Source organism: Levilactobacillus huananensis (assembly GCF_003946145.1).
GTDB classification, from domain to species: Bacteria; Bacillota; Bacilli; order Lactobacillales; family Lactobacillaceae; genus Levilactobacillus; species Levilactobacillus huananensis.
In genome coordinates, this window is the sequence record NZ_RHOC01000006.1 from 1 (window position 1) to 15,070 (window position 15,070).

15 protein-coding genes are annotated in these 15,070 nt (G+C 50.0%); 6 read left to right on the forward strand and 9 right to left on the reverse strand.

The genetic code is table 11. The features are described 5' to 3' along the window. Positions 1–270 (forward strand): integrase core domain-containing protein (locus EKM71_RS06170; protein WP_164504738.1); only part of this gene is annotated, 270 nt, incomplete at its 5' end. A gap of 82 nt (positions 271–352) precedes the next feature. Here EKM71_RS06170 and EKM71_RS06175 read toward each other — a convergent pair. Beyond that, positions 353–790, reverse strand: coding sequence for an Rrf2 family transcriptional regulator (locus EKM71_RS06175; RefSeq protein WP_125573753.1), 438 nt, complete (start codon positions 788–790; stop codon positions 353–355). A gap of 234 nt (positions 791–1,024) precedes the next feature. Here EKM71_RS06175 and EKM71_RS06180 point away from each other — a divergent pair, with 234 nt between their 5' ends. Continuing rightward, the gene (locus EKM71_RS06180) at positions 1,025–1,933 is read left to right on the forward strand and encodes a hypothetical protein (RefSeq protein WP_191986192.1); all 909 of its coding nucleotides are present in this window, start codon (positions 1,025–1,027) and stop codon (positions 1,931–1,933) included. Between the two features lie 265 nt (positions 1,934–2,198). Here the strand turns inward: EKM71_RS06180 and EKM71_RS06185 are convergent, their stop codons facing one another. Further along, the gene (locus tag EKM71_RS06185) at positions 2,199–3,080 is read right to left on the reverse strand and encodes an EamA family transporter (protein ID WP_125573754.1); all 882 of its coding nucleotides are present in this window, start codon (positions 3,078–3,080) and stop codon (positions 2,199–2,201) included. Between the two features lie 16 nt (positions 3,081–3,096). Further along, complete coding sequence (locus EKM71_RS06190; protein WP_125573755.1) at positions 3,097–4,008, reverse strand: EamA family transporter; 912 nt, start codon at positions 4,006–4,008, stop codon at positions 3,097–3,099. A gap of 297 nt (positions 4,009–4,305) precedes the next feature. Between EKM71_RS06190 and EKM71_RS06195 the strand changes: the two genes are divergently transcribed. Continuing rightward, positions 4,306–4,767 carry a hypothetical protein gene (locus tag EKM71_RS06195; protein ID WP_125573756.1) on the forward strand — a complete coding sequence of 154 codons (462 nt, stop codon included), beginning with the start codon at positions 4,306–4,308 and terminating at the stop codon, positions 4,765–4,767. A 57-nt stretch (positions 4,768–4,824) separates the two neighbouring features. On the opposite strand, the gene EKM71_RS06200 is transcribed toward EKM71_RS06195, so the two are convergent. From EKM71_RS06200 to EKM71_RS06210, 3 genes are all read right to left on the reverse strand, one after another. Then, positions 4,825–5,544, reverse strand: coding sequence for a DNA alkylation repair protein (locus EKM71_RS06200; RefSeq protein ID WP_125573757.1), 720 nt, complete (start codon positions 5,542–5,544; stop codon positions 4,825–4,827). Positions 5,545–5,624: 80 nt separating this feature from the next. Continuing rightward, entirely contained in the window at positions 5,625–6,920 is a 1,296-nt protein-coding gene (locus EKM71_RS06205; RefSeq protein ID WP_125573758.1) for a YhgE/Pip domain-containing protein, read from the reverse strand. Positions 6,921–7,046: 126 nt separating this feature from the next. Then, positions 7,047–7,685 carry a TetR/AcrR family transcriptional regulator gene (locus EKM71_RS06210; RefSeq protein WP_125573759.1) on the reverse strand — a complete coding sequence of 213 codons (639 nt, stop codon included), beginning with the start codon at positions 7,683–7,685 and terminating at the stop codon, positions 7,047–7,049. A 229-nt stretch (positions 7,686–7,914) separates the two neighbouring features. Here EKM71_RS06210 and EKM71_RS06215 point away from each other — a divergent pair, with 229 nt between their 5' ends. Further along, positions 7,915–8,646, forward strand: coding sequence for a dihydrofolate reductase family protein (locus tag EKM71_RS06215; protein ID WP_125573760.1), 732 nt, complete (start codon positions 7,915–7,917; stop codon positions 8,644–8,646). Between the two features lie 295 nt (positions 8,647–8,941). Further along, complete coding sequence (gene yaaA, locus EKM71_RS06220; protein ID WP_125573761.1) at positions 8,942–9,688, forward strand: peroxide stress protein YaaA; 747 nt, start codon at positions 8,942–8,944, stop codon at positions 9,686–9,688. Positions 9,689–9,924: 236 nt separating this feature from the next. Here the strand turns inward: yaaA and EKM71_RS06225 are convergent, their stop codons facing one another. Next, on the reverse strand, positions 9,925–10,503 hold the full coding sequence (locus EKM71_RS06225) for a TetR/AcrR family transcriptional regulator (RefSeq protein WP_125573762.1): 579 nt from the start codon (positions 10,501–10,503) through the stop codon (positions 9,925–9,927). A 159-nt stretch (positions 10,504–10,662) separates the two neighbouring features. Between EKM71_RS06225 and EKM71_RS06230 the strand changes: the two genes are divergently transcribed. Continuing rightward, positions 10,663–13,425 (forward strand): YhgE/Pip domain-containing protein, encoded by a 2,763-nt coding sequence (locus tag EKM71_RS06230; protein WP_125573763.1) that lies wholly within the window; start codon positions 10,663–10,665, stop codon positions 13,423–13,425. Positions 13,426–13,473: 48 nt separating this feature from the next. Here the strand turns inward: EKM71_RS06230 and pepI are convergent, their stop codons facing one another. Continuing rightward, a complete protein-coding gene (gene pepI, locus EKM71_RS06235) occupies positions 13,474–14,364 on the reverse strand; it encodes a proline iminopeptidase (protein WP_125573764.1) in 891 nt (296 codons plus the stop codon). Positions 14,365–14,396: 32 nt separating this feature from the next. Beyond that, positions 14,397–14,924 carry a DUF1097 domain-containing protein gene (locus EKM71_RS06240; RefSeq protein WP_125573765.1) on the reverse strand — a complete coding sequence of 176 codons (528 nt, stop codon included), beginning with the start codon at positions 14,922–14,924 and terminating at the stop codon, positions 14,397–14,399. Positions 14,925–15,070: the final 146 nt, after the last annotated feature.

Here is a 15,070-nt window from a genome sequence, read left to right on the forward strand (position 1 = left end):
GCATTCACGTCAAAAGCTTTCAATAATTTAATGACTGATCACGAAGTGATCAGAAGCATGTCACGTCCAGGAACACCATACGATAATGCGCCAATGGAGCGTTGGTGGAATGAATTCAAGCTTAACTGGTTGGATAGTCACCCAATGCCAAAGACAAGGGAAGAATTAGTGAAACTGATTGAGGCAGGCATTTACTATTTCAACTATATTGATCGCACAGCACAAAGAAACGGCTCCACCGCGAATGAATACCGCGATGAAGCCGCCTAAGCAATACTAAAAATTATATTATTTCAACTGTCAACTTGACAGGTACTAGTGCAGAAATAATCGAAGTGGGCCTTTATTTGTTTTAACCCGCCGGCGTAGTCGCTTGTCGTTGCCGCAGATCGTCAATCATCATCTGCAAGGTCAGTTGGGCCATCTCGGCCTCAGCTGCCTGTTGTACCCGATCATAGGCCTGGTCCAACGTCTGCTGGATATGTGCGCCCACTGGACAAGCCATATTCGTCTTGGGATCAACATGTAAGAGATCCTGATTAACCTCTACCGCTTTAAAAATATCAAGTAAACTAATTTCACTCGCTGGTCGTGCCAGATAAGGGGTCGCCGCCCCGGCCCGACTAACCAGTAAGCCAGCTCTCTTCAAGCTAGCCATTAGTCGCCGAACTACACTAGGATTGGCTTCCACACTGGTGGCAATGGTGACGCTATCCAACGCCTCCGTTGGCGCAATCTCGATGTACGCCAAAATATGGACGGCATCACTCAACTTATAAGAATACTTCATGGAAACCGCTCCTCTCGATCCGTTTTATCCAGTTTATCATCTGTGGTTTTAATTGCAACAGCACACCGTCGAATTATTCAAACTCGAAAATTTCCCATTTTGGAAAAGAATTCACCAAAATATAACCCGGGTTGTGAGCGGTCTTGGTCTACGACTAATCCATTCAATTTTCCCGTTCATTTAATTCTAAAATTCGGTATACTAGACATTAATAAGTCTTCATCAAAGGAGGTTTTGACAACGAAACGACGATGGTTCAGCTTTGGTACCGGTCTTATTGTAGCCGTGATCGCTCTCATCGGGAGCTGGTCCGCCGCTCGGGCACAAACCGAGAAACCGAGTGCCATTGTCAAAGTCGGCCAGTATGCCGCCAGTACCGATTTTCTTAATCTCAGTCAATACTTTCAGCTGACCAGTCCATTACAGGTCAAAGTTAACTACGTTCCGACCACCAAGGTTGGCCATCCGCTACGGCGAACGCTGACCCTGCCCCAAGGAACAATCGTCGCCGGTTCTCTCACGACGACCAAGTCTGGGGACTTTCTGGTGCCAACCCTGCAACTCTACCTGGCACGGCTCAGTTACCCTCTGATTCATCGTGAAGCACCCATGGGCTACACAATTGACCCGGGCGCTGGTGCCTACGATGCTCAGGTCACGTTGAGAGCCACGGACAAGCTCTCAGCCTTCAAACGCGTCCCTGCCCCAAAGTACATGCCGGCCTATAGTCACGGTGATCTCTACTTGGGTGGCGCAAAGTCGGCGCTCAGTTCCCAAGAACCTGACAGCCAAAGCATTCGCATCACTCCCGATGGCTACTTGGAATACATCACCTATGATGACACGGTCAATCCTGGTCTAGGCTTCATGCAGCAACCAACCGGGATGGCCAAGATCACCCGGACCGACTTCCATGATCCTTATCGTGATCTCTATTTCAAGAAACCCATTCGTGGACTCCATCTCAAGCACGTGTCTCTGACGGGTGATCAGCAGTACAAGCTCACCTTGAAGAATCTACATACCCCACAACATACCTGGGGCAATGAGGATGCCGGAATCGCGGGAACTTTTAATAGTCTATACCTAATAGATGATAAACAGTACTATACGTTTATTGGTTATGATGGTATCAGCGGTTAATTAAGAAGATGACTGACGAGAAAATACGACTCGTCAGTCACCTTTCGTTTAGCCCTATCCTGCAGAGATGCTATACTGAAGACAAAAGTCTCGAAGGAGGCCTGGCCGTGAATAAGCGGGTGATAAAACTCATCTTGGCTATTCTCATTCTAGGAGCCACCGCCAGCATCTGTCTTCGTCACTGGGGCACGATTGCGAGTGCGCTCCCACTTTGGTTAATCAAATGACAGACCACATGGCCTGCCATTTTTTATTTTCTCTATGGTTAATGATGCCAGAGTCGTGACCCAACATTACTGAGTGTAACCGCCCCGATAATAATAAGAACACCCAGCAACTGGCTTATCGATACCCGTTCACCTAGCAACAAAAAGGCCACGACAATCGACGCCGGAAGTTCCAATGAAGACAGAATAGGACCCACGCCAGGAAGCAACTGCGGCATAAAGAACGAATAACAGGCCAGAGGCAGAATCATCGAGAACACCGCGACCAACGCACCCCAACCTATCGCTATTCCTGTCAGAGGGACTCGCAAGAGTTGTGGTCCCCAAACAATGGCAATCAGAATGAAGGCCCCGACGGTCATTAGCCAGGTCTTACTCAGAGGATCAAGGTTATTGCCCAGGCTAGCTGTAGCCTGTAACGTAGCGGCATAGGCCACCGCCGCTAGGAAGCTCAGCAACATCCCCATCAACGACAAGCTTCCCGTTATTGGCAAGAGCCCGGCCGCCAAGACCGTGCCCCCCAGAACGAAAACAATACTAATCACTTGTAACCGCGATGGCCAACGATGATGAATGACTGCCCCTAATAACACCGACAACCAGACGGACTGCATTAACATGACCGCCGCTACGGCCACCGGGATCGACCGCAATGCCGTGATATAAAAGGTGTTGGTCAGCCCAGAGGTGGTGCCGGCCATCGTCACCAAAAGGATCTGACGCCAACCCGTGGTCTGAGTCAACAGACGTCGCCCGCGAACCAAATGAACCACAGTCAGGACCACGGCAGACGTCAGAAAGGACCAAAAGAGGAGTGGCCCATTAGCCACCCCATCTCGTCCGGCTAATTTGAATAAGGACGCCGGAATCCCATAACTAATCGCCCCAATGGCGACGAATAATGGGGCTAATCTCTTCAAAGAATCGTCTCCTCAATCATTGTTCATTCGAAGCCTGTTGCATCTCACGTTCTGTGATAGCCTTGTCTCCGACATTACTCAGAATGACCGCACCGATAATCACGAGAACCCCCACAATCTGTAGCCAAGTAACGCCCTCACCTAAAAGAAGAAAGGCGAAAACTACTGAGGCTGGCAATTCCAATGAAGATAGGATCGGCCCGACACCCAACTTGAGCATTGGCATAAAGATCGAGTAGCACATCAAAGGTAACGTCATCGAGAAGATTGACGACAGAGCGCCCCAACCCACGGCAGACCAGGTGACCGGCGTGCTTAGCAACTGTGGAACCCAGGCTACGGTGACCAGAACCAGCGCCCCAATACACATCAACCAAGTCTTGGTTAAAGGATCCAAATTGTTCCCGAGACTAGCGGTAAACTGCATCGTTAAGGCGTAGGAAACTGCCGACAAAAAGCATAGGAACAGCCCCCACAATGAGACGGCCTGCGTCATCGGGAAGAGTTCTGCCGCGAGAACCGTTCCGGCCAATACCAAAATAATACTGATAATCTGCAGACGAGACGGCCATTTACGCTGGACCACCGCTCCGATTAGAACAGATAGCCAGACTGATTGCATCAGCATCACCGCCGCGATCGCCACTGAAATATAATGAAGAGCGGCAATGTAAAGGGTTTCCGTTATCCCCGACGTCGTGCCGGCGGCGATAACGGCAATCACCTGTCGCCAACTTGTATGCTGATGACTGAGCCAATTTTGTCGACCAACGTGGACGATTCCCAGTAACACTACCGAACTCAGAAACGTCCAGAATAGTAGTGGTCCGTTAGTGATTCCAGCGTTTCCAGCCATCTTCACAATCGACGCGGAGATCCCAAAACTTACCGCCCCAACCGCAACAAATAAGGGTGCCAATCTCTTCATGACGCATTACCTCTTTTACAACATTTACCGAACAAGGGCCGGGGTCACCCTGACGCTCCGTTTCCCCGAAATGCTTTCACTGCTTATCTTACCATGAGATCGTAAGCCCGCGCACACCGACTTTTTCGGATCGCTATCGGTCTGAGTACTGATAACTCGGCCGCGCCTAGTATTTAGAAACTCCAACCATTGTCATTTATGAAAAAAACGGCGTCGCGGCATTCGACTATGCTATACTGAAAACGAATCAAACCATTTCACAGACTTCACTAAACTAATTTAGGAGTAAACCTCGCTATGACTAACTCACCCGAATCAGGCTCACAAAACCCATCTCAAGTCCCCGATCCCCGCAGCTTTGGTAAAGCCCCCAATCTCGAAAATATTGATCGTTACCGTAAAGCCTTGGGTTACACCAGCACAGGCAACCCCGTCGTTTACGGCTATATGCTCGATACGGGTCTGACCCTGCTCGTTGGGGTCGTCGGCGTTCTCGCAACCCAGTATGACATGATTAGCTTTGAAGACGATGGGGTTCTCTTCTTAGGCATGGACCTTACCTCCCATTTTACGGGTGAAAATGCCTTCATTAAGTTTGCTGACTTGGAAAAAATCACCTTCAAAGGCTTCGGACTTAGTTACACGCTCACGCTCAGCGATGGCGATAACACCATGAAGGTTAAGGTCAACCGTTTCATCATGGGCCGTCCTTGGCAAGGCACTAACGTTAAGATCCTGGCACAACGCTATCACAAATAACTTACATTTATAAAAAGACTGATCAGCTGATCAGTCTTTTTTGATATCTTAGATTGCCTACTCTGCTCGCCGCCGAGCCAAGATTTCCGTCAATGTCCGCTTTTGTTCTGGCGTCGTTCGCCGGAGTGACTTGATCTTCTGGACAGTTCGTTGGACCAGGGGCACCGGCATCGTTTCTAGAACCTGATATACTCGATTCGGATCGTCCTTGAAAGCCGCTGCTAAGAACCAGGCCTGTCCCAATTGAACGTAGTTGTCATCACTGGTCACACTTAAAGCCAGTGTAAAGGCCTGATCGCGAAATTCCGGCGTCAGGTAGAACTTTAGCAGGAACACCAACCCACTTCGCTGAAACCACGGGTGATCACTCTTCAGGTAACGCGCGATGGTCGTCAAAAATTCTGCAGGATACCGTTTGACTTGTTTAAAATGAATCGCCATATCACAAATGGCCCAACAATCGGCGGTCGCAAAGTAGTGGTCACAGATCGCGATAAAATCCGCCAAATTAAACCGTAGCCGACTAATAACGATGGCTCGAACCAGAATCATTTCGTAAACCTCAGTACCCGCTACTGCGAGAAATCCCATCGGATCCCCTTGACTAATGGCGGTTCCCCAGACTTTAAGTTCGGCCATCGAAATCCCTAAAATCGGATAGTTAGTCCGGACAATCTTAGCTTCTCGTGCCTGGGCCTTATCATTGCGCTTTAACTCTAGGAACGTGAGAAATTTGGTATAGTTTTCTGATGTCCACTGGGTAGTCGTCAAATCCATGAGAATGTCTTCCTTTCAATCTCGTCATTTATCGTCATTATTCCATATTATGCCTACAAATGCGAGATCCCTTAGCCAGTCTAATCATCAACTGGATCTTGTCGGTGTGCGTAGAAGTATCCCAACGTTCCCAGACTAAAGACAATGATAATTCCCACTAAGATGCCGACGATCGACGCAATCGATCCGCCCAATGAGATCGTGTGGCGGAACCCCGCCATCGCAATCGTCATCGGCAAGTAAGGATGAACGATCTCGTACAGCTTGTTTGTCAGTTCAATCGGATAGGTCCCACCTGAACAGCCGATTTGAAAGAGCATGAAGAGTAGCATCAACCAAGCCCCCGTGAGGCCTAGCCACAGCCGGAAACAGGTCACAATGCTGAAGAAAGCCACGATGACTAGTAGACCAAATAGATAAGTCTTAACCGGTGCTAGTGGCCGCAAACCATTGATATACCAGACCCCCAACCACATACCTGAGGCTGCCAAAATAACAAATCCCCAGAGAAACGCCATCTTATCCAACCAGGCCGTCAGAAAGTTTCGTGAGTGGCCATGACGTTTACCTGCATCGTAGATAATATTTAATGTAATACAACCGACGAATAGTGAAATTGCCATAAAGTATGGTGCCATCCCCGTCCCATTGTTGGCAATGGGCGCAACGTCATGTTGAACCAACTTAATTGGGGCGGACAGGATCTTTAACTTTGCCACTGTGTGCCCCTGCGCGCCAATCTGGCGACTCCCTTGTTGCAGGCCCTGACTAATTGCCAAGTCAGCAGCGGTTATCTGTGGACTCACCATCCCCGCTGCCATGGCCTGTGTGGTTTGTGATAACTTTTTAGAGGTCTCACCGAGCTGTTGTCCCAGCTTAGCTGACGCCATCTGTAGTTGATTGAATTCAGTCTGAACAACTTCCTGATTGAGCGTTGCCTGAAGTTTTTGCATCGCCGAGTTCCCCATCTTAGCCGCAACTGCGCTTTGCCCAGCGTTTGTTTCATAGGTAACTTTCAAGACTTGTGCTCGACTTCCTAAATGACTCAGACGCCAAGAAGCGCCGGTCGGAATTCGCAAAATCAGATAAACCTTGCCAGAGTGAAGATCTTGTAAGGCGCGCTTTTCAGTAAAGCGATGAAACTGTAACGTATGGTTTCGGACCAATGCCCGGGTGACGGAATTCCCCCATTCTAACCCCTTAACCGGGCGATCTTGGTTCACTACCGCCATTGGCAATCGGTGAAGTTCCCCATAAGGATTCCAAACTGACGCCAAGAAAGTTGCGGCATAAACCAGTGGAATCACCATAATTCCCAATAAGATCCGCCAAACTGCTGGATGTTCCCGTAAATACTGCCATTCCTTAAACTTCATATCTCTCATCTCCCAAACCGAATGAACGAATCATTCATTCAAATTGCCATCAGTCTAATCACCACGAGCCCAAGCTCACGTGTTCAGACTTTATTCGGCCATGTTTGGTTGGTGAAATTACAATGATTAGTGATAACTACGTAACAGAAGTTCCCGTACAACTGCCAGCATTTCGGTCTCCGTGCCACTTGCCATTTCCTTTTCAAAACTGTCAAACCGTTTGTGCGCACACCACCAAAAAATCAGATCGACCACAACAACCCCATTTCGTAAGGGATCCTTCAGGTCTGGCTGAAGGTGTTCCAGAAATTCACCGACCCGTTGATACAAGGTCTGCCGCTGTTGCCGGTACAGAGCCGTCAGTGCGGGGTTAAGGGTAGGGTTATGCTCTAAAATCAAGAAGTAACGTCCATACCGTTGAAAGGCCCCGAACAGTACCGTTAGGAGATCATCCAACGATTGAATATGTTGATCCGCCAACTGATGATTCCAAACGGCATAGGCCTGTTCGGTCTGTTTGACCAACTCACGTAAGTCCACCGACATTAACGGAAAGTCTAGTGTCGCCGGTGTTTGCGTGGGAAGTGTTGACAAAAAGACATAATCTAACAGCGCCGCCTTACTGGCAAATAGCCGGTAAAGCGTTCCCACTGCCAACTGTGACCGCTGTGCGATCATCTGCATTTGTGTTTCATGATAGCCCGGTTGAATGAACAGTTCACTCGCCGCAGCATAAACACGTTGTAATTTTTCTTCATCAGTCATCTCTGATCCGCCTCCTCAACTCCATTTAACCTCCTACTCATCAGCTGACCCCAGACCAGACCACCACTCAGGAGAGTGACCTTACGAACCTCACTGACCGGAGACACTTTTCGCCAAAAATCTTGGCGAAGGTCCCAGTTCAGCGAAAAGGTTGGGCACTTTGCTTGCCTTAGAGCAGCCTCAACCCCTTATACTGAAAGGGTAAACACATAGAAAGGAGTCGATTAATTTGGATCGACCTTATATTTTTTGTCACATGGAAACGTCACTAGATGGCAAGATCACCGGTCCCTTTATGCAAGCCGCCGATGACAACTACAAGGGTGATGGCGATCTCTTCTACCACATTGCCTTTGACGATGATGGCTACTACCATCCCCAGGGCTGGCTGTCCGGGCGGACGACGACCGACGACAATTTCACGCATTATGCCAAACCACAGCTGGATGAACATGCTGCACCGGTTCCCGCTGGCGACTTCATCCCCACGACCATCGCGCCACAATACTACATTTCGATTGATCCCCACGGCAAATTGGCCTGGACTACCAATCAAATGACGTTCATGGCCACGACAGCTCATGTCTTGGAAGTCCTGACCAACCAAGCCAGCAACGCCTACAAGGCCTTTCTGCGCCGACTCGACATTCCCTACATTATCGCGGGTGATACCGAGTTAGATGCCCCGCTAGCCATGAAAAAGCTCAAAGACCTCTTCCACATGGAAACCGTCATGTTGGGAGGCGGGGGCGTGCTCAATTGGTCCTTTATCCAACAAGGACTCTGCGATGAACTCAGCCTCGTCTTAAGCAACGCCGCCGATGGGTCGACCGATACCCCAACGCTCTTCTCCGCGGTTCCCGGGCTCTCATCAACGTCGCCACGGACCTTTACCTTGAAGAATGTCGAGGCACATGACAACTTCGTCTGGCTCCGTTATCTGATCGACCCGAAAAAATAAGGTTGACGTGCCGGAGTCAACGTGCGATACTACTCCTGGTGCCAAACCAAGGTGGGGGTACGCGATCGGTGCGCAAGCATTCCGAAGGTCGCCGCACCTCACCACTAAACCAGCTCTGCGCTTTGCGTAGGGCTGTTTTTTTATATTTAATTATTAAATTTAATTATTAATAATCAGTGGGTGACCCCTTTTAAGATGGTCCACATAAAACATTGGTCCGACTAAAATCCACCGTTGCTTTCCCTTCTTGACATGCTACGCTAAAGGCACTACCTCTGTGAAAGAAGGTTTCTTCGTGAAAATCATTATCGCACCGGCCAAAAAGATGGTCGTCGATACCGACACCTTTGCCGTTGAGCAGCTTCCCCAATATTTGCCACAAACGACTGAGATTTTAAATACGCTCCGTCAACTATCTTATTCCGAAGTCAAGGCTCTCTGGCACTGTAGCGACAAACTCGCTCAACCAAACTATGATTGGCTTCAACAACTAGAACTGACACGTGTTCTCACGCCGGCCTTACTGGCCTTCAGTGGCATTCAATATCAGTACATGGCCCCGGACTTATTTACGGCTCCCGCTCTCGACTACGTCCGCGCCAACTTACGAATTCTCTCCGGTTTCTATGGTATTCTGCGGCCTTTCGATGGTGTCGTCCCCTACCGCCTAGAGATGCAGACTAAACTGAAAGTTGATCACTATCGTACGCTATATGATTTCTGGGGAGAACGTCTCTATACCGCTCTATCTAAGGACACGGGTCCTATTCTTAACCTGGCTTCACAAGAATACACCCAGGCCATAGAACCCTACCTACTGCCCAACCAACCGCTAGTAACCGTCGTCTTTGCCAGCGTCGTCGATGGTCACCTCAAGACCAAAGCGACCCTAGCCAAGATGGCTCGAGGTGCCATGGTCCGCTACTTAGCCGAAAACAACGTGACGACCATCTCCGGTGTGACCCGCTTCGATCATCCCGACTGGCAATACGCCCCAGCCGAATCACAAACAAATCGCCTCGTCTTCATTCATCGACCATAACTTGGCAGGTCCCCCACACGCTTCTCTCGCGGATCTGTATGGGTCCGTCATGACTGTCGACGATACTGACTCACTAACAAGCCACTGATCCTTAGCATAAAATAAAGTGACTAAACCAGCGGATCGCCCAAAATTAGGCGACCCGCTGGTTACTTTCAACCTCTTTACCCAACAATTTGTTAGGTCCTTCCATGACTCGAGACTTGTCAAAACGAACCCGCTCACGATCACCGTCGTCAAGGTCGATTCGTTCCGTACTGATCTAAGAAACTTTGTAGACCCCCAAGGTTCAAAGTGGCCAATCGCTCCTTAAAATCCGCCAATGAAATGTCTAATTGGCCCGTGATGTATAGCCGAAACAGTGTCAATGTACTGTCAATTAGGAAAGTGACGCCTAATTTGGCATCAGCCACGCTTAACTGATACTCGGCCTGAAAGCTTGCGACCAAGCCATTGGCGACACGGTACTTCACCCGCCGCGATAGGGAACTATAGTCGTCAGAATTCAGCATAAAGGTATAGAACTTGGGCGCCTGTTCAAAGAAGTCATTGAGCTGCTCGAACCAAGCTCCAGGATGGGTCAATGGATCTTGCGCCTTCAAGAGCAGGGCCAACAAATGATCAGCAATCTCAGCAGTAAAACTATCCGCCAGATCGTCGATTGAATCATAGTGTAAATAAAAAGTTTTACGATTAATGTTGGCTTCTGCCGTGAGCTGTTGAACGGTAAGCTCATGAAATCGATATTGTTGGGCCAACTTACGAAACGCTTTTCGCAAAGCTTGGTTTGTTCGGATAACGCGTCGATCAGTCATCGAATTCCTCCCATTAGACCCCAGATGTGGCAGAAGTGGGGCTTAATCCCCATCTCCACTTAATTTGTTGTGGATCACAACCCACAACCTCGCTATTATTTAGCCACACCTGAGGTGGATTTACCTTCAGCATATCATAGAAACGGGGGGGCGGCGCCGATGATCAAAGCAGAGTGGCGCTATTTAATCAAACACAAATTATTGTTAGTTGTTTTAGTGGTAGTTATGTTAATCCCATCAATTTATGCGGTAACCTTTCTAAAGTCAATGTGGGATCCTTATGGTAAGCTCTCAGACTTGCCGGTTGCAGTCGTTAATCAAGATCAACCGGTCTCTTATCAGGGAACTCGCCTAGCAGCGGGGCAAACGCTCACGCGAAGCCTCAAGGCGTCCACCGCCATGAAATTCACGCCGGTTGCCAGCGAAGCCTCGGCGACCCACGGCCTCACAGCTGGAAAATACTATATGGTTATAACCATTCCGAAAGCATTTTCTCACGATGCAACCACGCTAATGGCCAAACATCCACAGAAAATGATTCTACATTACCAGACTAGTGCCGGCCATAACTACACGGCTTCCAAGCTGACGGCCACGGCGGCAAAGCAGGCTGCACAATCCGTGGGTGACGAGGTTACAAAACGCTATGCCAAGACCCTCTTTGCAGCCATCAAGCAGCTGGGAACTGGCCTAAAAGCTGCTGGAAACGGGAGCCAGAAGTTGGCTCAGGGAAGCCAAAAATTGACGTCGGCCAACGCACAAATTTCACAGGGTCTTAACACGCTTGCGGCGAGCACTCTGACGCTGACCAATGGCGTACACACACTGTCCAACAAGCTCAATCAGTACGTCGTTGGGGTCCAGCAGGCCCAAGCTGGCAGTCAACAGCTAACAACTGGACTCGACCAGCTTCTCAGCAAATCTAATCGCCTCATCACCAGCATTCAGCAATTGGCAGCTGGCGGACAACAAGTTTCTACCGGCGTCACGGCCTACACGACTGGAGCGGGTAAAATCAATACCGCCGCTGGCCAGTTAGCCCATGGGAGTCGTTCCGCTCTGAATGGTACCACCCAGTACGTGAGCGGTGTGACTGCTGCTAACTCTGGCGCACAGAAACTCACGTCTAACCTGGATTCTTTAACTACCAATACCCAACAATTAGGAAATAGCGTGGCGGCTTTGGGTTCTGGAACCCAAACACTAACCACCCAATTTGGCCATCTCACTACCGGAAGTGCCGCCCTTACCAGCGGGTTGCAACACCTTCAAGCTGGTCTACAGGCTTCACAGACCCAAGAAGCCACCTTGAAAGAAGCCCTCACTAAGCTCTCTGCCTCTGATCAGAGTACTCAGACCATTAAGAACGATGCCAATCGCCTTCAAACAGCCTTGAACGCTCTCACCAGTACTCAGACTAGTGATCTTCAGAGTAAAATTGCGGCGGCGGCCGATGCTCAGAAGCTAACCGCAACGCAAAAAGCAGCTATGATTAAAGCGGTTACGACAAGCAACGATAGTTCCGCCATCACGGCTACGCAAACGGCATCCAAACAACTCAATAGTGACCTGGGTAATCTTGACGACTCGCGTAACACGTTGAGCGGCTTACAACGAACCTTAACCACGACCACCACTGCCCAAAGTGACTTAGCCACGGGAATCGCGACGCTGGTTACGAACGCCGCATCCCTAACTAGTGGTCTACAACAAGCCAATCAGGCTCTGACTAGCCTGAATACCGGCATTCAAACCCTTCGGTCTAAGACACCAGCGTTGGCATCCGGAGTTGACCAGATTGCAACTGGCGCCAATACCTTGGCCACCGGAATCCAACGCTTAACAACTCAAGGAACTCAGCTCACCAATGGGACCCAACAAGTAGCCAATGGCAACTCGCAACTCGCCGCGGGAACCCAACAACTCACTGCCAAGAGTGGCACCCTCACAACTGGTGCCGCTCAATTAGCAGAGGGCCTCGTCAGTCTCAATGCCCAGGCACCACAACTGACCAGCGGCGTCACTCGCCTGGCAGACGGGGCTAATACCCTCAATACCGGCCTCGTCACCTTGGCCACGAAAGGGCCTCAGCTCGCGGCAGGCATGCAAACGGCCGCTAATGGGGGTCACCAACTGGCGACCGGCACCAACCGACTGGCCAACGGCGCTACTCAGGCAATGACCGGAGCTAATAGCGTTCAACAAGGAAATGCTCAGTTGGCCTCGTCGTTAACTCAAGCCAGTCACAAGGCCGCCGTACAACCGTCCCATCTAACCTATCAACAATTCGCCCAGCCAACGGCAACGACGCACACCGATCACGATGACGCACCGGACAACGGGACAGGGATGGCTCCTTACATGATGTCTGTCTCCCTCTTCGTCGGCGCGTTAGCCTTCAACTTGATGTTTGATATGTACACCCCCCGCAAATACCCGCGTAGTGGTTGGGGCTGGTGGTTAGGTAAATCCTCCATCATGAGTGCTTTCGTTCTTGGAGAGGCCCTCTTTATGACGGGGCTACTCGCTAGCATTGATGGTCTAGCTCCGATTCACCCATGGGCAACATTTCTCATGTTGTTGATTACCGGTGGGGCCTTCATGAGTATTGTCTACTGGCTGAATTTGGTCTTCGGTAAGCCTGGTGCCTTCTTCAGTATGGTCCTTCTGGTTCTCCAACTCGGCGGATCCGCCGGAACTTACCCACTTCAGTTGACTAACGGTTTCTTCAAAGATCTTCATCCATGGTTACCCATGAGCTATTCAGTCGCTGGGCTACGTCAAACATTGATGATTGGAAATAGCGCCTTACCCGACATGGCTGTCTTGCTCCTCATCGGGCTAGCCTTCTCAGGCATGGGCATCCTATTCTACGCACGACGCCACGGCAGAATTCGCGAAATGGATATCCCAGAGATTTGAGTCTACTAAAACGTGGCATCCCGCCAAGAATAACGGGGTGCCACGTTTTTATTCAGCGTCATGTTCTGCTAACCACTGTCTCAATCGGTCAAAATAAGCCACCGTTTCTTCCACGAAGGCCATATGCCGACTGTGGGCGAAGATCGTCCATTCGGCATGTGGCAACTGATCTACCATGGTTTTGGCGATGAGTGGCGTACAGAGGTCATTGACCCCACTGGTTACCAGCGTTGGTGTCGTGACCTGAGCTAATTTGGCTGTATAGTCATATTGCCCCAGAGTACCCGTCGGACAGTACTCGTTAGGGCCCCAGGCGGTCGTGTAAGCCACTGTTCCGCTTTGCTTGGACCGCCGGAGATATTCGGGAGAATCGGCCGTGACGGACCCCGCAGCGTGGTTCAACATGAAACGTTGATTGGCCGCCAGATAGGCTGGCGTCGTGAAGTCGCCACTGGCCTCTGCCTGAGCGATCGCAGCCTGGTCTGCCGCTGACATGAACCCAATCAACCGATGCTGTTCCTGCTGCCACAGCTTGGCAGAGGACAAGGTACTGGCTAGAATCAGGCTCTGAATCCCTTGTGGCCGGTGATCACAGAGATAAATGATCGCTAACATGCCACCCCAAGATTGTCCCAATAAATGGACGCGTTTGAGTCCCAGATAATCGCGCAACGCCTTAAGTTCAGCGACCCAGGTTTCAGCACGCCAGAGACTGGGATCATCTGGCATGGATGATCGCCCACACCCCAGCTGATCGTACATCACGATCGGCCGGCCGGTAGTCTCGGCCAGTTGGTCAAAGGCCTCGAAATAGTTATGCGTCGACCCGGGACCACCATGCAGTAAAAGTAACGGCGTTTGACCCGCGTTTAGGTCTCCAACGATCCGATAATACGTTTGATAATTGTGAAAGGGCATAAAGCCTTCTTGAATAGTCATTGACGGCACCTCACTTTGCGCCTATTATACCGCTATTCTGCGTCGCTATCCGTCGGCTTCCGATCCGGAAAGAGCTTAAAAACTGCGCGATAAAAGTAATCGGAAGCGTAGCCGATCACAAAGATTCCCAGAATCATTGACCCGTACAGTTGACCCACGAAGAGCCCCCAGTGATGAACCGGAACATTGGTAATGATGAGCATCGTCGTCCCCCACGCAATCAACCAGGCCGGTACCAGCGTAAACTTCATGATGGTTCCCTGCAGTAACAAGACAATCGTGGTCAGAATACCAAACATGATGGCACTGGGCCACATCTGCCCGAGAAAGGGAATCTGCATGAGGCGATAGGTCATCAGCCCAAAACCAATCCCTAACGCAAAACTCAGCAGGATATTCCAAACCTTGTCTTTTGGGAACCCGGCCCCAAAGAAATACGACACCGCGATAAAGGCCGCCGATCCCATCCACAGCGAAAAACCACTCATGATCAGACTGTAGACTAAGGTGAAGAGGCCGACCCCGACGGCATCGACCCAGAGCATTTTACTAATTTTCAAGATGATTCTCCTTTACTTTAACCACTTACCCGCAAAAATAATATCTAATTAGGATAGTTTACGGGAGGGAAACGTAGCATGCAAGAAAAAACTCACCAACCGAAGCATATCAACCATGTCACCACATCAGAAAGCCCTTTCACAGT